Origin of the sequence: Sphingomonas kaistensis, from assembly GCF_036884275.1 — a bacterium.
GTDB lineage: Bacteria > Pseudomonadota > Alphaproteobacteria > Sphingomonadales > Sphingomonadaceae > Sphingomicrobium > Sphingomicrobium kaistense_A.
Genome location: NZ_CP145607.1, coordinates 980,250 through 998,540 on the forward strand (window position 1 = coordinate 980,250; position 18,291 = coordinate 998,540).

The following is an 18,291-nucleotide window of genomic DNA, read 5'->3' on the forward strand; positions in this document are numbered from 1 at the left end:
TTTGAGATTGCGAACCAGCCGCTGCGGCGGCCCGCCGGACCCTCAGCCCGCTGCGCGCGAGCCGATCAGGGCGCCGATGCTGGCCGCCAGTTTTTCCAGCGTGAAGGGCTTGGTGATGAGCGCCATGCCGGGATCGAGAAAGTCAGTCAGCGCGGTGGCGTGCTCGGCATAGCCGGTGATGAACAGGATCGGCAGTCCGGGGCGCAGGCGGCGGGCCTGGTCGGCGAGTTCGCGCCCGTTGATGCCGGGCATGCCGATGTCCGAGATCATGAGATCGATCGTCTCGTCCGACTGGAGGCAGGGAAGCGCGTCGGCCGGGTCGGCGATCTCGATCGGCGTGTAGTGAAGCTCCTCCAAGGCCTCGCGGATCAGCATGCGCACGGCATCTTCGTCCTCGACCACCAGCACCCGCTCGCCCGCGCCGCGCGCGGTCTGGACGGCCGTGTCGACTTTGGCGTCGACCGCGGTGGGACTGGTCGGAAGGTACAGGCAGATGCTGGTGCCGGCGCCCGGCGCGCTGTGGATGCGGACGCTGCCGCCGCTCTGCTCGGCGAAGCCATAGACCATCGACAGGCCAAGGCCGGTCCCCTGCCCGAGCGGTTTGGTGGTGAAAAAGGGCTCGAACACCTTGTCGAGCATGTCGGGCGGCATGCCTTCGCCGGTGTCGGCGACCTTGATCAGGACGAAGTCGCCGTGGGCCGCGCCCGCGGGAATGTCGCCGCCTTGCGCGGTCATCGCGGAGATCACCAGGCTGCCCCCGTCGGGCATGGCGTCGCGCGCGTTCACCGCGAGGTTGAGGACGGCATTTTCGAGCTGGTTGCCGTCGGCCAACACCGGCGGCAAGTCGCGGGCGATGTCGGGCCGCAGCGTCACCGTTTCGGGCAGCGCATGGGTGACAAGCTGCGCCGCGGCGCCGAGCACGGCGGCGACGTCGAGCGGCTGGGCGTCGAGCGGCTGGCGGCGGGCGAAGGCGAGCAGGCGGTGGGTCAGGGCGGCGGCCCGCTCGGCCGAACCCAGCGCGGTGTCGAGATAACGCTGCAGGCCGTCGTAGCGCTCGTCGGCGATCCGCCGCCGCATCATGTCGATCGAGCCGATGATCCCGGTCAGCATGTTGTTGAAGTCGTGCGCGATGCCGCCGGTCAGCTGGCCGACCGCTTCCATCTTCTGGCTTTGCCTGAGCGAGGCTTCGGCGCGCTCGCGTTCGGCGACTTCCTCCTTGAGGCGGCTCAACGCGAGTTCGAGTTCGGCGGTGCGTTCGCGGACCTGCGCTTCGAGCTGATCGGCGGCGCTGGCGAGGGCGAGGCGCTGCTGGTGGAGGTCGACGAACACGCCGACCTTGCTGCGCAGAATGTCGGCTTCGATCGGCTTCTGGATGAAGTCCACCGCGCCCGCTTCATAGCCGCGGAACCGGCGATGGGTATCGCCGCTGCCGGCGGTGACGAAGATGATCGGCACCCGGCGCGAGCGTTCGTTGCCGCGCATGAATTCTGCGAGCTCGAACCCGTCCATGCCCGGCATCTGGACGTCGAGCAGGGCCAACGCGACATCGTGCTGGAGCAACAGTTCGAGCGCTTCCTCGCCCGACCGCGCGCGCAGGAAGGTCAGGTGGTCGGCCCGCAGCAAGGCTTCCAGCGCGAGCAGATTTTCGTCGAGGTCGTCGACGATCAGCAGGTTGGTGGTAGCGGTCACGGGGCCCCTAAGCGCAGCAGATGATCGGCGATGGCGTCCAGCGACAGGGCTCTCGCGGACGAGCATCGGGCGAGGGCGGCGGCGGGCATGGCAGCGGCATAGGCGGTCGCGGGGTCCTCGACCAGCACGCTTCCCCCGCGCGCCTCGATCGCAGCCGACCCGCGCGCACCATCCTCGTTGGCGCCGGTCAGCACCAGTGCGAGAAGCCCGGCGCCGAAGACGTCGGTGGCGCTTTCGAACAGGACGTCGATCGACGGGCGCGAAAACAACACGGGCTCGTCCGCCGACAGGGCGATGCTGGCCCCCGGCTCGACCAGCAGATGGTAGCCGGGCGGCGCGAAATAGATGGTGGCGGGAACGATCGCTTCCTTGTCGTCGGGCTCAACCACCTTCATCGCGCATTTGGCTGAAAAAAGCGTTGTCAGGCCTGATGGCGTGGCCGGCACATGAACCACGATCAGGATCGGCACCGGATAGTCGGCGGGCAGGCGCGGCAGGAGTTCAGACAGCGCCTGCACCGCGCCGGCCGAACTGCCGATGACGATGGCGGCGGGCGTGTCGGCGCTCATCCCTCGCTCCGCTGATAGATCTTTTCTTCGCGCACGAAGCTGGTGAAGGCGTCGGCGTGGCTCGAAAAACGTAAGGTTTCCTTGGAGCCGAGGCCGAGAAAGCCGCGCCGGGTCAGGCTGTCGCGAAACAGGCCGATGGCGCGGTCCTGCAGCGGCCGGTCGAAATAGATCATGACGTTGCGGCACGACACGAGCTGGCATTCGGTAAACACCTCGTCCGACACCAGGCTGTGGTCGGAAAAGACGACCTGCGCGCGCAGTTTCTTGTCGAACACCGCGCGGCCATAGGCGGTGGTGTAATAATCGGCGAGCGAAGTCTTGCCCCCGGCCTGCTGGTGGTTGCGGGTGAAGGTGGCGAGGCGGTCGAGCGAGTAGACGCCGCTACGCGCGATCTCGAGCGCGGCGGGGTTGATGTCGGTGGCATAGATCAGGGTGCGGTCGAGCAGGCCTTCTTCGTGCAGCATGATGGCGAAGGAATGGACTTCCTCGCCGTGGCTGCACCCGGCGATCCAGATCTTGAGCGAGGGATAGGTGCGCAGGTGCGGCACGACCTTGTCGCGCAGCGCCTTGAAGTAGGTCGGATCGCGAAACATCTCGCTCACCTGCACCGTCAGATAGTCGAGCAGGCGGCCGACCATTGCCTCGCTGTGCAGCAATTGCTCCTGCATTGCCGAAAAGGTGGCAAAGCCGAGCTGGTCGCGGGCCTGGCGCAGGCGGCGCTTGATCGAGGCGCGGGCATAATGGCGGAAGTCGTAATGATAGCGTAGGTACAGCGCCTCCAGCAGCAGCTGTATCTCGATATCCTCGACCGGTTCGGCAGGCTGGTGGTTCACCGCGGCATCCACACCCGGACCAGCGAGAGCAGTTTGTCGACGTCGAGCGGCTTGGCCATGTAGTCGCTGGCCCCGGCCGCCAGGCATTTCTCCTGGTCGTCGGGCATCGCCTTGGCGGTCAGCATGATGATCGGCAGCTTGTTCCAGTTCATGTCGCCGCGAATCCGGCGGGTCGCTTCCAGCCCGTCCATCACCGGCATCATGACGTCCATCAGGACGAGATCGACCGGGTCGCCGCCCGCGTTGGCCCGGGCCAGCGCGTCGAGCGCTTCCTGCCCGTTGCGGGCGATCGCCACCTTGGCGCCGCGCGGTTCGAGGATGTTGGTCAGCGAGTAGACGTTGCGGACGTCGTCCTCGACCACCAGGATGGTGCGGCCTTCCAGCAGCGCGTCGCGGTGGCGGGCCTGCGCGATCATCTTCTGCTGCTCGGGCGGCAGTTCGGACACGACCTGGTGAAGGAACAGGGTCACCTCGTCGAGCAGGCGTTCGGGCGATTTGGCGCCCTTGATGATGATCGAACTGGAATAACGCCGCAGTCGCTGTTCGTCGTCCTGGCTGAGATCGTGGCCGGTGTAGACGATCACCGGCGGGAAGCTGTGCTCGCCGTCCTTGCTGAGCGTTTCGAGCAGCGAGAAGCCCGAGGCGTCTGGGAGCGACAGGTCGAGCACCATGCAGTCGAAGGTTTCTTCGCTGAGCAGCTCGAGGCACTCGGCCGCGGTGCCGGCGCCGACGGTTTCGATTTCCGGCCCGGCGAGCAGCTTGGCGACCGCGTCACGCTGCCGGTCGTCATCCTCGACGATCAGCACGCGGCGCATGGTGCGGGTGAGCTGCGCTTCGAGCGATTCGAGCGCATGGGCGAGCTCCTCGCGCTTCACCGGTTTCACTAGATAACCCATCGCGCCGAGCGAAAAGGCGGTTTGGGTCTGGTCGCTCGCGGAGATGACGTGGATCGGAATGTGGCGCGTTTCGTCCTCGCGCTTCAGCCGGTCGAGCACGGCGAGCCCCGACTGATCGGGAAGGCCGAGGTCGAGCACGATGCCACTCGGCTTATGCTCGCGCGCCAGTTCGAGCGCTTCTTCGGCGGTGCCGGCGACGAGCGTCTGGAAGGAGGCTTCGCGCGCGATGTCGCGGACGATGCCGGCGAAGGTGCGGTCGTCCTCCACGATCAGGAGCACACGGCGCCCGTCGCCAAGGTCGTCGCGATCGTCATCAAGCGGGGCGGAGCGCACCGCCGGCTTGCGCGAGGGCATCGCCGGCGGCGGCGTGGACGCGGACGGCGAACGGGCTGCATTTGCGGCGGCCTTGGGCTCGGTCCGCGCGGCGACCAGCGAGGGGTCGTATTCGACCGGGATGTCGACGGTGAAGCTGCTGCCCCGACCGGGCTCGCTCTTGAGCGAAATCGTGCCCCCGAGCAGCCGCGCCAGCTCACGCGAGATGGAAAGGCCAAGGCCGGTACCGCCGAACTTGCGGCTGATCGACCCGTCGGCCTGCTGGAACGCGTCGAAGATCGCCTGCTGCTGCTCGGGCGCGATGCCGATGCCGGTGTCGGTGACGCTCAGCGCCAGGCGGTCGCTGCCGACCCTGGCGATGGCCAGCGTAACCGATCCCGCCTCGGTGAACTTGAAGGCATTGGCGAGTAGGTTCTTGAGGATCTGCTCGAGCCGCTGACGGTCCGACACGATGCTGGCGGGCGCGTCCTCGTCGATCGCAAGCTCGAACGACAGGCCGCGCTCCCTCGCGATGGGATCGAAGGTGCGCTGCAGATCCTTGACCAGCCGCGTCACAGGAAGCTCGTCGGCACGGACCTCGACATGGCCGGCCTCGATCTTGGACAGGTCGAGAATGTCATTGATGAGGTTGAGAAGGTCGTTGCCCGATGCCTGGATGGTGCGGGCATATTGCGCTTGTTCGTCGGTCAGGTTGCCGGTCGGATTATCGCCCAGCAGCTTGGACAGGATCAGCAGCGAATTGAGCGGTGTGCGCAATTCGTGGCTCATGTTGGCGAGGAAGTCGGACTTGTACTGGCTCGCCTGCTCGAGCTCGCGGGCCTTGAGCTCGACCGCCGCGCTCGAGCGGGTGAGGTCGTTCTTCTGGCTTTCCAGCAGCTGCGCCTGTTCTTCCAGCTGCGAATTGGTTTGTTCCAATTCGACCTGCTGCTGCTCCAGCCGGACCGCCGATTCCTTCAAGGCGCGGCCTTGTTCTTCCAGCTCCTCGTTCGAGACCTTGAGCTCTTCGCTCTGGACCTGAAGCTCTTCCGACTGGCGCTGGGTTTCCTCCAGCAAGGTCTGGAGTTCGGTGCGATATTTGGCGGAGCGGAGCGCGGTGCCGGCCGGCTGGGCGATGTGGCCGAGAAGTTCGAGCACGCGGTCGTCCACCGCCTTGAGGAAGCCGAGTTCGACCACCCCGTTGACGATCCCCTCCGCCCGAAGCGGCGCGATGACCAGGTGGCGCGGCACGTCGCGGCCGAGGGCGGAGCCGATGGTGAGGTAGCCTTCGGGCACCTCGTCGAGGACCATCGGCGCGCCGTCGGCGGCGACCCGGCCGAGCAGCCCTTCGCGTAGCGCGAAACGCTCGGGCACCTTGGCATCTTCGGGCACGCCGAGCGTCGCCATGCGCTGGAACACGCCATGCTCGCCCTTGAACAGGACGCTGGCCTGCGCGCCGGTATAAGCGGTGAGGAAGTCGACGATATCGCCCGACAGTTCGCGCACGGTCTTGTCGCCGAGCATCGCCTGGCCGAGTCCCGCTTCGCCCGCGCTCAGCCACAACTGGCGGCGGCGGACGAGCATGGCGCGATGGTTGAGCAGGCCGATCGCGATCGCCAGCACCATGCCGACCAGGGCGGCGATGACGGCGCTCATCGTGGCGGTCTGGAACGCCCTGGTGCGCTGCTCGACGCGGGCCTCACGGTTTCGCCGCTCTTCATTGCGCAGCTCGCCGATCCGCGCGCGCACGGCGTCCATCTCGGCCTTGTCGCGATCCTGATCGATCGCCGCCAGGGTCGCCGTGAGGCCCTGCTGCTGGCGAAGGGCGATGGAGCGTTGCAGTGTGGCGAACTTGCTTGCGACCTGCGGGCGGAGGGCTTGCAGGCTGGCCTGCTGCGGGGGGTCATCGCGGGTCAGCCGATCGAGCGTCCGAAGCGTCGCTTCGCTGCGTGTCTGGGCGTCGCGATAGGGTTCGAGGTAGGAGGGATTGCCGGTCAACAGGAAACCGCGCTGGCCGGTTTCGGCGTCCTGCATCGCGGACAGCAGGTCGGCCAGGCCGACGATCACCTCGTGGGTGGCGGTGACCTGCTCGGTCTCTTCCCGAACGGCCTTGATGGTCAGGGCGGAGATGGTGCCCGATGCCAGAAAGAAGAGCAGCGCGGCGACGACGCCCGCCAGCGTGCCGAGGTTCATTCCGGCGCCCGAGGCACCTTCCTCATTCCTGTTCATCGTGCGCGGCAGCTTCCCGTGGTTGCGAGGACGACACGCGTTTCCATGACCGATCGATCTTCGCAACCCGCAATCGGCGTGGAGGGCCCTGCCAACCTCCTGTCGTTAACCGGCAAACTTGCGCTCACGGGCGAGTATCGGGCCCGGTTCAGTTCGTTCATGGCGCGCTCAGCGCTGCCATGGCAGAAAGGCTAAAGCCTTGGTTTTCCGCTGCTTGTTGCGCATCCGGAACCTGATTGGGCGGCCTTTCGTTGGGGTGGCGCTGACTTTGATCGGTGCTGGCCTGGGATCCGGGCCTGTCTTCCTGTTCGACACGGAAGGCGCCGATCGAGGTTACCGGAACATATCGGAGGAAAGCATATGAAGAAGACCTTGATCGCCTTGGCCGCCGCCAGCTCGCTGTCGCTGGGCGCCTGCTCGACCATGAACAATAACGACACCCTCGCCGACGCCGCGACCGGCGCAGCCGTGGGTGCCGTCGGTGGTGCCGCTGTCGGCGCCGTCGTTCCGGGTGTCAGCCCGATCACCGGCGCGGCCGTTGGCGCTGCCATCGGCGGCCTGACCGGCGCGGTGTGGGCCGACAACAACAACGACGGTTATGCCGACGGCTATGTCCAGAACGGCCAATATTATCAGGGCACGCCGAGCGGTTATGATTCGACCCTCGGCCGCGTTGCCACGGGTGCCGGCATCGGCGCCGTGGCCGGTGTCGCCGCCGGTGCGCTGATCCCGGGCGTCAGCCTGCTCGAAGGCGCCGTCGCCGGTGCCGTGGTCGGCGGCCTCGCCGGCGCGATCTGGGCCGACAACGACCGTGACGGCCGTGTGGACGGCTATGTCCAGAACGGTCAATATTATCCGGGCGCCCCCGCCCAGACCAACACGGGCAGCAGCTATCAGCAGCCGGCCCCCGCCCCGAGCCGCAGCGGCGAGCGCGGCTAAGGAGAACGAATGAGCCTTTCGCGTAACAGAAACGGCTTGTGTGCCGGGCGCCTCGTGCGCCCGGCACTTGTTTGTGCGGGCCTGCTTGTCGCGCCCGCGTTGGCCGCTTCGCCGGCGGCCGCCCAGGCCAGTGTGGCACGGCCCGCCGCCTCGTCTCTTTTCTTTCGCTCCGGTGCCCAAGGTGCCGCGGCCGAGTTGCTGCGGCTGGCCGCGACGGCGCAGGCCGACGGGCTCGACCCCCGGCGCTATCGCACCCGCGACCTGCCGCGCCTGGTGCGCGCCGCCGAAAGCGGCGATCCGCAAGCGATCGCGCGCGCCGACCGAGCGCTGAGCGACCTGTTCATCCGCTACGCGCAGGACCTTCGCCGTGCGCCCAACGTCGGCATCATCTATGTCGACGGCGATCTTCGCCCGCAGGCGCCGAGCGCCGCGGCGCTGCTCGCCGCCGCCTCCGCTTCGCCCAACGTCGCCGCCTACATGCGCGACATGGGGTGGATGCATCCTTATTATGCGCAGCTCCGCCGGCAGTTGACCGACAACCGGCTCGACCCCGCGACGCGGCGGCTGGTCCAGAGCAACCTGGCGCGGGTCCGCAGCCTTCCGGCCGGCGGCCGCTATGTGATGGTCAATGTCGCCGCGCAGCGCCTGTTTATGATCGACAACAACCAGACGGTCGACATGATGCGCGTGGTGGTCGGAAAGCCCGTCTATCCGACGCCCATGATGGCGGCCAATATCCGCTACACTTCGCTTCGCCCTTACTGGAACGTGCCGAGCGATCTGGCGGCCGAGCGGATCGTGCCCAACGTCATCAAGGGCGGCGCGCCTTATCTCCGCGCCAAGGGATATCAGGTGCTGTCTGACTGGTCGGACAAGCCCAGGATCGTGAGCCCGGCCAGCGTCGATTGGAAGGCAGTGGCCGCCGGCAAGAAGGAAGTGCGGCTGCGCCAGCTTCCGGGGCCGGCCAACAGCATGGGCGACATGAAGTTCATGTTCCCCAATGCGCAGGGCATCTATCTTCACGACACGCCGCAGGACGAATTGTTCGGCGAGGCGGCGCGGTTGTTCTCGGGCGGTTGCGTGCGGCTCGAGGCGGCGCATCGGCTGGCGGCGTGGCTGTACGGCAAGCCGCTCCGCGCCAAGGGCGCCGCGCCCGAACAGAAGGTGCCGATGGCGAAGCCCGTGCCGGTCTATCTGACTTATCTGACGGCGGTGCCGAGCGGGACCGAGCTCGCCATCTATGAGGACATCTACAAGAAGGATGCCCCGGCGGTGCCGTCGAGGCGGATGGCGACCCGCTAGTTTCGGTCCCAGGTCGCGACGTAGCGAAGCGCGACCGGCACGGCATTGCCCGACCGGTCGCGCGCCGGCTCCCAGCGGGTGCGGGCGAGCAGGCGGCATAGCTCGTCGTCGAGCGCCGGATTACCCGAGGAAGAGAAAGGCAGGCAGCGCGTCAGCCGTCCCTCGGCGCTGATGTCGAGCGCGAGCACCGCCGATCCGCGCGGCGCGCCATAGCCGCGGATTCGCCGATAATCGCCGCGCGACAGATTGCCCGACAGCAGCCGCGCCCCGCTGCCTAAACCGCCGCCCATGCCTGATCCGCCCGGTCCGCCGCCACCGGTGCCATCCCCGCTTCCGTTCGCGCCGCGGCCCGGCCCGGCTTCGCGGCCTGCCCCGGCGCTCGGGGCGGCGGCGGTGACGGGCGCGGTTTCGTCGGCGGTGGGCAGGGTGGGGGGCACTGGCAGGCGCACTTCGGGCTTGGGTTGCACTACCGGGGCCGGGCGCGCGTCGAGATCGGGCGCACCGACCTCGCGCTCGGCGGCGGCCTCCTGCTGCGAGATCGACGGGGGCGGTGGTGGCGGGGGTTTGGGCAGCGGCACGTCGAAGGTGGTCAGTGCCTCGACGCTCCGCCGCAGCGGTTCGCCGGCGAGCCCGGTGATCAGCGCCGCGCCGAGCGCGAGATGCAGCACGGCGACCAGCGCGAGCGCCTTGGTCCGGTCGCGTCCCTGTCCTTGCGGCTGCCACGGCATGACAAGAAAACGCCGCCGGGGCCGAGCCGCTCCCTAGCCCTCGATCCCGGCGAGGAAGCCCGCCAGCACACGGTCGAAGATCGCCGGCTGTTCGAGGTTGGGAAGATGCCCGGCGCCGCTGATCTCGATCAGCCCGGCATGGGGGATCAGGGTCTTCAATTCTTCGGACAGCGCGGGCGGGGTTATGCGATCCTCGCTGCCGTAGAGGACGAGGGTAGGGCACTTGACCGCCTCGGCCTCGCGGCGCTGGTCGGCGAGCCATACCGCGTCGGCGGCCCGGGCGTAAGCGGCGGAATCGATGCGGCTCATGGTTGCGACCACGGCTTCGCGAACCTCAGGCGTCGCGGGCTGAGAAAGCAGGGCGTCGGCGCGGCTGTCGGCGAGGCCCGCCATGCCGAGTTCGGCGGAGGCCGCCAGCGATCGATCGTAGATGGCGCGTCCTTCAGGATGGCAGGCAAAGCTATCGGCCAGCACCAGGCTCGCGATCCGCTCCGGCGCGCGGGCGTGCATGGCGAGCGCGATCACCCCACCGAGGCTGAGGCCGCAGATGTGGGCCCGGGGGACGTCCAGCGCGTCGAGCACCGCCAGCGCGGCGGAGGCGAAATCGCCGCGCGGGTCGCCGCTGCCGGTGTCGCTGTCGCCGTAACCCGGCATATCGATCGCGATCGCCATGCGCTCGGCGCCGAACCGCTCGACCTGACCGTCCCACGCAGTCCGGTCTGAACCGACCCCGTGCAGGAACAACAGCGGCACGCCGCCCGATCCCCGGATGGTGCAGCCGACCCGGCCCCATATTGTTTCGATGCTTTGTCTTTCCACGCGCCCGGCTTGGCAGCATCCGCGGCGCGCGGCTAGATGCACCGATGGCGCGGATGCGGGTCAACGGTCAGGCTTTGGAATTCGCGCTCGATCCCGCGACGCCCTTGCTGTGGGCGCTGCGCGACGCGGCCAATCTCACCGGCACCAAGCAAGGCTGCGGCGGGACCGGGCAATGCGGGACCTGCACGGTGATCGTCGATGGCGGCGCGGTGCAAAGCTGCGCGGTCACGATCGGCAGTCTCGAAGGCGCCGACGTCACCACCGTCGAGGGCCTTGCCGGGCATCCGCTGACCTTGGCGCTGGTCGCCGAAGATGCGATCGGCTGCGGCTTCTGCCTGCCCGGGTTCGTTTGCGCGGCGGCCGCCCTCCTGCAGCAGAATGCGCGTCCGGCGGCCGAGCAGCTGGACGCCTTGCCGACCCGCTGCGCCTGCGGCCTTCAGCCGCGTCTGAGACGTGCGATCGGCCGGGCCGCGAGCACCATGGCGGCGAGCGGTCAGCCGTCGCAGCCTCCGGAACCTGCACCGCAAACATCACCCGAGATCGTTACGCGGCCGCGTTAATCTTGCGCTCAGCCGAAAGGGGAGAAGATCGCGTGTATCGGCTCTCTTGAGGTCACGAACATGCGGCTGTCCTTGTTCTCGCTGTTGCTCCTTTCCACCGCTGCCCCGGCGTTTGCCGATCCCATCCCCGGCGAACCCGCCGAGCGGATCGAGGCCGTGCAGGCCGAGCCTCCGGCGCGCGTGCAGCGCGAGGAACGGCGCCAAAGCCGTGTTGCGGATGTCGATCGGCCGGCACGCCCGCAGCGAGTGGATCGCGATTTCACGCCCTCGCCGCGAGTCGAGCGCGAGCGGCCCGCCGCTTTCGCCGAGCCCGCCCGTGACACCGCCGCAGCGGACATGGCCGAGCGGCGCCAGGAGCGCTGGTCTCGTTCGGCGCCCGCGGATGACGGCGGCACGCGGCAGGATCGCGGCGAACGCGCCCGTGGCTGGCAGGACGGCCGGGTCGAACGCCGCAGCCGGCGGGGCGAGGTTCCGCCCTCGGCCGGTTCGCCCGTCTTCGGCTCGGCCATTCCGGGTCCCGAAAGCGTCGGCCGGCCCCCGCGCGACGTGTCGCCGGGCAGCGTTACCGATCGTGACCTGCGCGACCGTGTCGCCGCCGAAGGGCTTCGCCGCGACCGGATCGAACGTGCCGAATGGCGGCAGGAATGGCGCCGGGACCGCCGCTACGACTGGCGCCGACACCGCGACCGCGACCGCAATCGCTTCCACCTGTCGGTCTATTTCGATCCGTTCGGCTGGCAGTATCGCGATTACGACATCGGATGGCGCCTGCCCTCGCGCTATTACAGCGCGCGCTACTGGCTGCAGGACCCGTGGTCCTATCGCCTGCCTCCGGTCGGTGGCTATTACCGCTGGGTCCGCTATTACAATGACGTGCTGCTGGTGGATGTCAGGAACGGGCGCGTGCTCGACCGGATTCAGCGCTTCTTCTGGTAGAGCGCTCGCGGCGGTTGGTCGAAGGATGCTAGGCAGCGCGGGAACCGGGACTTTTCTCAGGCCCTGACCTGCCCTCTTTCGAAAGCGCTGCCTTCATGACCCATCGCCTCCTGCTGCTTGGCGCGAGCCTGCTCACCCTCGGTGCCTGCGCCACGCGGGAGGAGATGGCGGCCGCACCGCCGCCGCCCGCAACCGCCGCGGCCGAGCCGGCCCCGGTCGCCACCGCGCAATCGGAGCATGACCGGCTGTTCGCCCTGTTCGCCAAGAGCGACGAGGACAGCCTCCGCCGCAATCCGCTGAGCGCGCTGTTCCGCGGCGACATGCGCTACGCCGACCGGCTGGGCGACAATATCAGCGATGCCTATTACGCGGGCGAGAAGCAGGCCGCCGAGCAGGAGCTCGCCGCGTTGGCCGCGATCGACCGGGCGAAGCTCAACCCGACCGACGCCATCGCCTACGACGTGTTCAAGGTAGCGACCGAGGATCAACTCGCCGGCTATCAGGACAATCTGCTGAGCCTGACCAAGGTGCGGCCGATGAACCACTTCTTCGGCATCCACACTTTCTACCCGACCTTTGCCAGCGGACAGGGCGCGGCGCCGTTCAAGACGGTCCAGGATTACGAAAACAACCTGAAGCGCCACAAGGACTTCGTGGTCTATCTCGACCGGGCGATTCAGCGCTGGCGCGAGGGGATGGCGAGCGGGGTGGTCGATACCAAGCTCACCACCCGCAACATGATCGAGCAGCTTAACAGCCAGCTCAAGCAGACCCCGGCGGAGGACAATTACCTGGGGCCGATCCGCAAATTGCCGGACGCGATCGGTGCCGAGGATCGCGCCCGCCTGACCGCGGCCTATCAGGCGTCGGTCAAGGATGAGATCCGCCCGGCGCTGACCCGCGTGCGCGATTTCCTGCGCAGCGAGTATCTCCCCGCCGCGCGCGATGGGGTCGGCCTCATGTACATGAAGGGCGGGCCCGAGCTCTACCGCCACCTCGTCCGCTCGACGACGACGCTCGACATGGCGCCGGAGGAGATTCACCAGCTCGGCCTCAGCGAAGTCGCCCGTATCCGCGGCGAGATGGACAACGTCCGCCAGGAAGTCGGCTTCAAGCGCGACCTCCCCGCTTTCTTCAACAATCTGCGCACCGATCCCAAGCTCAAGCCCAAGAGCCGCGACGCGCTGACGCAGGGTTATTACGACATCGGCAAGAAGGTCGATGCCGAGCTTCCGCGCTATTTCTCCACCATGCCCAAGGCGCGGTTGGAGATCCGCCCGTACGAGCCGTTCCGCGAGAAGTTCGAGGCCGGCGGCTCCTACCAGAGCGGCACCCCCGACGGGACACGTCCGGGCGTCTTCTATTTCAACGCCTACGATCTGCCGAGCCGCACGACGCCCGGCATGACCACGCTTTATCTCCACGAAGGGGCGCCGGGGCATCACTTCCAGATCAGCTTGGCGCAGGAAAACGAAGCGCTGCCGGCGTTCATGCGGTTCGGCGGGAACACGGCCTATGTCGAGGGCTGGGCGCTGTATGCCGAGACGCTCGGCTACGACATGGGATTCTACAAGGACCCGTATCAGCGCTTCGGCACGCTGTCGGACGAAATGCTGCGCGCGATGCGGCTGGTGGTCGATACCGGCATTCATTCCAAGGGTTGGACCCGCGACCAGGCGATCAGCTACATGCTGTCGAACAGCGACATGGGCCGGACCGACGCTACCGCCGAGGTCGAGCGCTATATCGCCATTCCGAGCCAGGCGCTGGCCTACAAGCTGGGGGCGCTGACCATTCAGCGGCTGCGGACCAAGGCGCAGACCGAGCTGGGTGCGAAGTTCGACATCCGGGCGTTCCACGACCAGGTGCTCGGCACCGGCGCGTTGCCGCTGGCGGTGCTGGAGCAGAAGATCGACCGCTGGATCGCGGCGACTAAGGCGAGCTGAGTAGCTTGCGACCGGCCGCGGCGAATAAGTTTCGCCGCGGCCGGCTCCGAATTCCGGTCAGCTACGCCGCTTCGACCGATCGACCGCGCAGCCGTGCCGCGAGTTCCTTGAGGGTCGGCTTCTGGCCCTGCGCAAGGAGGCTGGCGCGGTAGAGCCGGCCGAGCAGCAGCAACTGCAGCGCGAGGAACGCCGCCAGCAGCAGGCCCGAGCCGACCACTTCCCACGCCGGAATGCCAGTGCCGAGCCGCGCCAGCACGGCGAAGGGCGTCCAGATCGGGACCCAGGTCATGACGGTGATCCCGATCCCCTGGCCTCCGGCGATCACACCCTGGATGAGAATGGTGATCGGCAGCAGGATCATCAGGATGATCGGCATCAGATAACCCTGCGCGTCGTTCATCGAATCGCTGATCGCGCCGACCGCCAGGAAAAAGACCGAAATGGCGATGTAGCCGGCGATGAAGAAATAGATCATCGTCAGGATCGTCGTCCACGAGGTCAGCGGGGCGAGGGCCGGGCGGATCATGTCGGCGATCGCGCCCTGGGTCGCGAAGGCGGCAAAGACGCCGCATCCGATCCACACCGCGATCATGGTCAGGCCGACGGCGACGGTGCCGAGCAGCTTGCCGTACATGAGTTGCTCGGGGCTGATGGTCGCAAGCACGGTTTCGAGCAGCTTGTTCGAGCGCTCCTCGATAGTGCCCTGGAGCATCCAGCTGCCCGACAGCATCAGCGCCATCATCAGCAGATAGCAGCTGGCGAGCGGCAGGATCGAACGGACCAGCAGGGCTTCGCGGGCGCCGCTGCCGGGGGCGGGCTGGGCGATCATCAGATTGGGCGTGACGGTCGCCACCGCCGTCGCGACCGGCGCGGAGACGCCGCTTTGCGTCAGCAGCCCCTGGCGGAGCGCGCGGGTCAGCACTTCCTGGACGGTCCCGACCAGCTGCGGGTTGGGCCGGCCGGAGGAAGCGAATTTTGCGGTGCCGGTGCGCAGGAACCCTGCGGGGATGATGATCGCGGCGTCGAGCGGGTCGGCTTTGCTGCCCGAAGCGGGGCGCAGCAGCGTTTCCAGGCGCTGGTCGAGCGCCGCTCCCGTCAGACCGGCAAGGGCAGGCGGCGCGGTGACCAGTTCGTAGCGGGGCTCGGGCGGCGTGAAATCGGGCACGTCGGCGGGGATCGCCGGCTTCAGTCGCTCGAGCGCGCCCGTCGCGCCGCCCTCGGCCGCGAACCGGGCGACCTCGGCGTCGGTGACATAGCGGTCGTTGCGCGCCCACGGCGCTGTGGCGGGCGCCGCGATCTTGTGGCGCTGGACGTAACGGGCGAGCGCATCGAGCGAGCGGCGGTCCTCCTCGAGACGGAGGCGGCCGGCGATCTCGCGCCCGGCGGTGCCGTCGTCCTGATCGATGATCATCACCCGGTCGGCCTCGCTTTCGCCCATGAACCGCTGGGTCAACGGCGCGATGGAGATGGCGACGGGGAGGATCAGCAGCGTCAGCCAGAAGCTGCGCATGCGGGTGATCTGGCGGAATTCGCGCAGGGCGACGAGGAGGATATTGTTCACTTTGCGCTCTCCTCGGTCCCGACCATGTGCAGAAAAACGTCGTGCAGGCTGGCGCGGTGTTCTTCGAAGCGGCGCAGCGCGATGCCGCCCGCCGAGCAATGTTCGAGGAGGTCGCCGGCAGACGCTCCGGGTTTGAGTGTCACCGCATAATCCTGCCAGCCGTCGACCGGCTGTCCTTGCGCGCGGCAGTCGGCGACGCCCGCCACGCCCGCCAGCGAGTGCCGCGCGGTGACGACCAGCCGCGCGGGAAGCAGCGCGCGAGCTTCGTCGAGGTTGCCTTCGAACTTCTTGGCGCCGCGGTCGAGCAGCAGCAGCCGATCGCACAGGCGTTCGGCATGCTGCATGACGTGGGTCGAGAAGACCACGGTCGCGCCCTTGTCCGACGCGCGGCGGATTTCGTCCTCGAGCAGGCCCTGGTTGACCGGATCAAGCCCGGAAAAAGGCTCGTCGAGGATCAACAGTTGCGGGCTGTTGACCACCGCGGTCGCCAGCTGGACCTTCTGCGCCATGCCCTTGGACAGTTGCCCGACCGTCGACTTGGTGTTGGCGGACAGGCCGAAGCGGTCGAGCAGCGCCAGCCCCTCGGTCCGCGCGTCGCCCGGGGACATGCCCTTGAGGCGGCCGAAATAGACGATCGTGTCGATCGCCGACATGGTGCGGTAGAGGCCGCGCTCTTCGGGGAGGAAGCCGAGGAACGGTGCATTTTCACGGCCCGGTGCGCGGCCGAGGACCGATATGCTGCCGCTGGTCGGGCGGATGATGTCGAGCACCATGCGCAGCGAGGTCGTCTTGCCCGCGCCATTGCCGCCGAGAAAGCCGAACACCTCGCCCGGATGGACGGCGAAGCTCAGGTCGTCGACCGCGGTGAAATCGCCATATTTCTTGGTGACACGGTCGAGCACCAACGCGTCGGCAGTTTGCACTTCTTGTATCCCCCGTTGCCGAGGAATGGAGCCGACAGTCACCGATCGGTCAACCCGGCTTCGGCCCACGCTTCGACGAACGGCGGGGCTTAATCCGCCAGCGCCTCGGCGATCAGGCGGCGGCTGTTGTCGATGCCGTAGAGCGCGATGAAGCTGCCGAGGCGCGGGCCCTGGCTGGAGCCGAGCAGCGTCTCATAGGCCGCCTGGAACCACTCGCGCAGGCGATCCTTGCCGTAATGGCGCTTGCCGATCTTGAACACCGCGTTTTGGATTTCGTCGGCGGGCGTGTCGGCCGGGAAATCGGCGAGAAGCGCATCGAGGTCACGCAAGGCAGCGGCTTCGGCTTCGGTCGGGGCGCGGCGCTGGAGGCCCGGCACCACGAAGTCGCGGGCATAGGTAACCGCCAGCCCGATTAGTTCGTCGAGCTCCGGATCGGTTTCGGGCGAGGTGCCCGGCGCATAACGCTGGACGAAACGCCAGGCGGTGTCCTTGTCGGCGACGCCGGGCAGGCTGGCGAGGTTGAGCAGCAGCCCGAACCCGAGCGGAAGCGCCGTCGGCTCGGGCACCGCGCCGCCGTGAATGTGATGCACCGGATTGCCGAGGCGCTGCTCGACCGGCTGTTCGGGCCAGCGGCCGCGGAACTGCCAATAGTCGTCGATCGCGCGCGGGATCAGGCCGAGGTGGAGGTTCTTGGCCTTCTTGGGCTCACGGAACAGATAGAATTCGAGGCTCCGCTCGCCGCCATACTTGAGCCAATCGTCCAGCGTTAGGCCGTTCCCCTTGGACTTGGAGATCTTCTCGCCCTTTTCGTCGAGGAACATCTCGTAATTGAACCCCTCGGGCGGTCGGGCGCCGAGAATACGGGCGATCTTGCCCGACTGGATGGTCGAGTCGATCAGGTCCTTGCCCGCCATTTCGTAATCGACCCCGAGCGCGACCCAGCGCATCGCCCAGTCGACCTTCCATTGCAGCTTGCTGAGGCCGCCGAGCGCCGACTGCGTAACTTCCTGACCATCCTCATCGGTGAAGGCAATGGTCCCGGCGTCCGCGTCGACGACCTTCACCGGCACCTGCAACACCCGGCCGGTGGTGGGCGAGATCGGCAGCACCGGTGAATAAGTCTGGCGCCGCTCTTCGCGCAGGGTCGGTAGCATCACGCCCATGATGGCGTCGAAATGCCGCAGTACCTGCCGCAGCGCGTCGTCGAACCGGCCCGAGGTGTAGGCGTCTGTCGCGCTGACGAATTCATAGTCGAAGCTGAAGCGGTCGAGGAATTGCCGCAGCAGCGCATTGTTGTGATGCGCGAAGCTGGGGTGGCAGCCGAAGGGATCGGGGACCTCAGTCAACGGCTTGCCCAGCGCCGCCGTCAGCAATTCGCCGTTGGGCACATTGTCCGGCACCTTGCGCAGGCCATCCATGTCGTCGCTGAAGGCCACCAGCCGGGTCGGCACCTTGCCGCCGGTCAGCGTCTCGAAGGCGCGGCGGACCCAGGTCGTCCGCAGGACCTCGGTAAATGTCCCGATATGGGGCAGGCCCGAGGGGCCGTAACCGGTCTCGAAGACGATCGCCTCGCCGTTCGGCTTGCCGTCCGGATAGCGCGCGAGCAGCTTGCGGGCTTCCTCGAACACCCAGGTCTTGTTGGCGAGGGCAGCTTGGGCGAGCGCGTCGTCGGTCATGGTCCAAGCGAATGCGTTGTTGCAGGTGCGAAGGCAAGGGGCAGGCAAGCGCCGTTTACGAAGCCGGTCTTTGGGCGGTATGTGGAACTTGAGTGGCAGGTGGAGCGATATAGCGACGTGCAGACCACTCGAACCATCCTCGCCGCCCTGGGCATCGTCGCCGTTATCTTCGGCATCCCCATCATGGCGACTCTCGTCGCCGGACAATTCGGCATGTCGGTCCGTCTGATCGGCTGGACCACATTGGTCGCGATGATGGTGCTGGCGTTCCAGTCCCGCTACCTCCTCGCCCGCGTCCTGGGCGAGCGGAAGTTGGCGCCCGCGATGGCGCGCCGGACCTTCAAGCGCCGCTAAGCGCTCGGCAATTTTGCGGCGC

Annotated in this window: 15 protein-coding genes; 6 read left to right on the forward strand and 9 right to left on the reverse strand. The window is 67.6% G+C overall.

The features are described from left to right. Positions 1-42: 42 nt before the first annotated feature. The 4 genes from V6R86_RS04710 to V6R86_RS04725 are packed head-to-tail and all read right to left on the reverse strand — an operon-like array spanning position 43 to position 6,525. Complete coding sequence (locus V6R86_RS04710; protein WP_338502566.1) at positions 43-1,689, reverse strand: response regulator; 1,647 nt, start codon at positions 1,687-1,689, stop codon at positions 43-45. Then, a complete protein-coding gene (locus tag V6R86_RS04715; protein ID WP_338502568.1) occupies positions 1,686-2,258 on the reverse strand; it encodes a chemotaxis protein CheB in 573 nt (190 codons plus the stop codon). The genes V6R86_RS04710 and V6R86_RS04715 overlap by 4 nt, the downstream gene beginning before the upstream one ends. Continuing rightward, positions 2,255-3,091, reverse strand: coding sequence for a CheR family methyltransferase (locus V6R86_RS04720; RefSeq protein ID WP_338502570.1), 837 nt, complete (start codon positions 3,089-3,091; stop codon positions 2,255-2,257). The genes V6R86_RS04715 and V6R86_RS04720 overlap by 4 nt, the downstream gene beginning before the upstream one ends. Beyond that, positions 3,088-6,525 carry a response regulator gene (locus V6R86_RS04725; RefSeq protein ID WP_338502572.1) on the reverse strand — a complete coding sequence of 1,146 codons (3,438 nt, stop codon included), beginning with the start codon at positions 6,523-6,525 and terminating at the stop codon, positions 3,088-3,090. The genes V6R86_RS04720 and V6R86_RS04725 overlap by 4 nt, the downstream gene beginning before the upstream one ends. Positions 6,526-6,885: 360 nt before the next feature. Here V6R86_RS04725 and V6R86_RS04730 point away from each other — a divergent pair, with 360 nt between their 5' ends. Further along, positions 6,886-7,464, forward strand: a complete 579-nt coding sequence (locus V6R86_RS04730) for a YMGG-like glycine zipper-containing protein (RefSeq protein WP_338502573.1) — start codon at positions 6,886-6,888, stop codon at positions 7,462-7,464. A gap of 9 nt (positions 7,465-7,473) precedes the next feature. After that, on the forward strand, positions 7,474-8,766 hold the full coding sequence (locus V6R86_RS04735; RefSeq protein WP_338502574.1) for a L,D-transpeptidase family protein: 1,293 nt from the start codon (positions 7,474-7,476) through the stop codon (positions 8,764-8,766). Here the strand turns inward: V6R86_RS04735 and V6R86_RS04740 are convergent. Then, on the reverse strand, positions 8,763-9,494 hold the full coding sequence (locus V6R86_RS04740; protein WP_338502576.1) for a hypothetical protein: 732 nt from the start codon (positions 9,492-9,494) through the stop codon (positions 8,763-8,765). The genes V6R86_RS04735 and V6R86_RS04740 overlap by 4 nt on opposite strands. A gap of 33 nt (positions 9,495-9,527) precedes the next feature. Continuing rightward, on the reverse strand, positions 9,528-10,313 hold the full coding sequence (locus V6R86_RS04745) for an alpha/beta fold hydrolase (protein WP_338502578.1): 786 nt from the start codon (positions 10,311-10,313) through the stop codon (positions 9,528-9,530). Between the two features lie 44 nt (positions 10,314-10,357). On the opposite strand from V6R86_RS04745, the gene V6R86_RS04750 reads away from it, so the two are divergent. The 3 genes from V6R86_RS04750 (at position 10,358) to V6R86_RS04760 (ending at position 13,755) form a co-directional block, all read left to right on the forward strand. Next, a complete protein-coding gene (locus tag V6R86_RS04750) occupies positions 10,358-10,873 on the forward strand; it encodes a (2Fe-2S)-binding protein (protein ID WP_338502580.1) in 516 nt (171 codons plus the stop codon). A 60-nt stretch (positions 10,874-10,933) separates the two neighbouring features. Then, complete coding sequence (locus V6R86_RS04755; protein ID WP_338502582.1) at positions 10,934-11,809, forward strand: RcnB family protein; 876 nt, start codon at positions 10,934-10,936, stop codon at positions 11,807-11,809. Positions 11,810-11,904: 95 nt separating this feature from the next. After that, positions 11,905-13,755, forward strand: a complete 1,851-nt coding sequence (locus tag V6R86_RS04760) for a DUF885 domain-containing protein (RefSeq protein WP_338502583.1) — start codon at positions 11,905-11,907, stop codon at positions 13,753-13,755. 61 nt (positions 13,756-13,816) lie between these two features. On the opposite strand, the gene V6R86_RS04765 is transcribed toward V6R86_RS04760, so the two are convergent. The 3 genes from V6R86_RS04765 to V6R86_RS04775 all read right to left on the reverse strand — a co-directional run bounded on the left by V6R86_RS04765 (position 13,817) and on the right by V6R86_RS04775 (position 17,915). Beyond that, positions 13,817-15,316, reverse strand: coding sequence for an ABC transporter permease (locus tag V6R86_RS04765; RefSeq protein WP_338502585.1), 1,500 nt, complete (start codon positions 15,314-15,316; stop codon positions 13,817-13,819). Beyond that, on the reverse strand, positions 15,313-16,239 hold the full coding sequence (locus tag V6R86_RS04770; protein ID WP_338502588.1) for an ABC transporter ATP-binding protein: 927 nt from the start codon (positions 16,237-16,239) through the stop codon (positions 15,313-15,315). Before V6R86_RS04770 ends, V6R86_RS04765 begins: the two co-directional genes overlap by 4 nt. 89 nt (positions 16,240-16,328) lie before the next feature. After that, positions 16,329-17,915 (reverse strand): lysine--tRNA ligase, encoded by a 1,587-nt coding sequence (locus V6R86_RS04775; RefSeq protein ID WP_338502592.1) that lies wholly within the window; start codon positions 17,913-17,915, stop codon positions 16,329-16,331. 81 nt (positions 17,916-17,996) lie between these two features. Here V6R86_RS04775 and V6R86_RS04780 point away from each other — a divergent pair, with 81 nt between their 5' ends. After that, positions 17,997-18,269: a hypothetical protein gene (locus V6R86_RS04780; protein ID WP_338502594.1), complete on the forward strand. Its 273-nt coding sequence runs from the start codon at positions 17,997-17,999 to the stop codon at positions 18,267-18,269. Positions 18,270-18,291: the final 22 nt, after the last annotated feature.

Coding starts and splice junctions, on each gene's coding strand:
- V6R86_RS04725 (WP_338502572.1), bottom strand. CDS start 6,525: ATGAACAGGAATGAGGAAGGTGCCTCGGGCGCCGGAATGAACCTCGGC.
- V6R86_RS04715 (WP_338502568.1), bottom strand. CDS start 2,258: ATGAGCGCCGACACGCCCGCCGCCATCGTCATCGGCAGTTCGGCCGGC.
- V6R86_RS04735 (WP_338502574.1), top strand. CDS start 7,474: ATGAGCCTTTCGCGTAACAGAAACGGCTTGTGTGCCGGGCGCCTCGTG.
- V6R86_RS04740 (WP_338502576.1), bottom strand. CDS start 9,494: ATGCCGTGGCAGCCGCAAGGACAGGGACGCGACCGGACCAAGGCGCTC.
- V6R86_RS04755 (WP_338502582.1), top strand. CDS start 10,934: ATGCGGCTGTCCTTGTTCTCGCTGTTGCTCCTTTCCACCGCTGCCCCG.
- V6R86_RS04760 (WP_338502583.1), top strand. CDS start 11,905: ATGACCCATCGCCTCCTGCTGCTTGGCGCGAGCCTGCTCACCCTCGGT.
- V6R86_RS04730 (WP_338502573.1), top strand. CDS start 6,886: ATGAAGAAGACCTTGATCGCCTTGGCCGCCGCCAGCTCGCTGTCGCTG.
- V6R86_RS04750 (WP_338502580.1), top strand. CDS start 10,358: ATGGCGCGGATGCGGGTCAACGGTCAGGCTTTGGAATTCGCGCTCGAT.
- V6R86_RS04775 (WP_338502592.1), bottom strand. CDS start 17,915: ATGACCGACGACGCGCTCGCCCAAGCTGCCCTCGCCAACAAGACCTGG.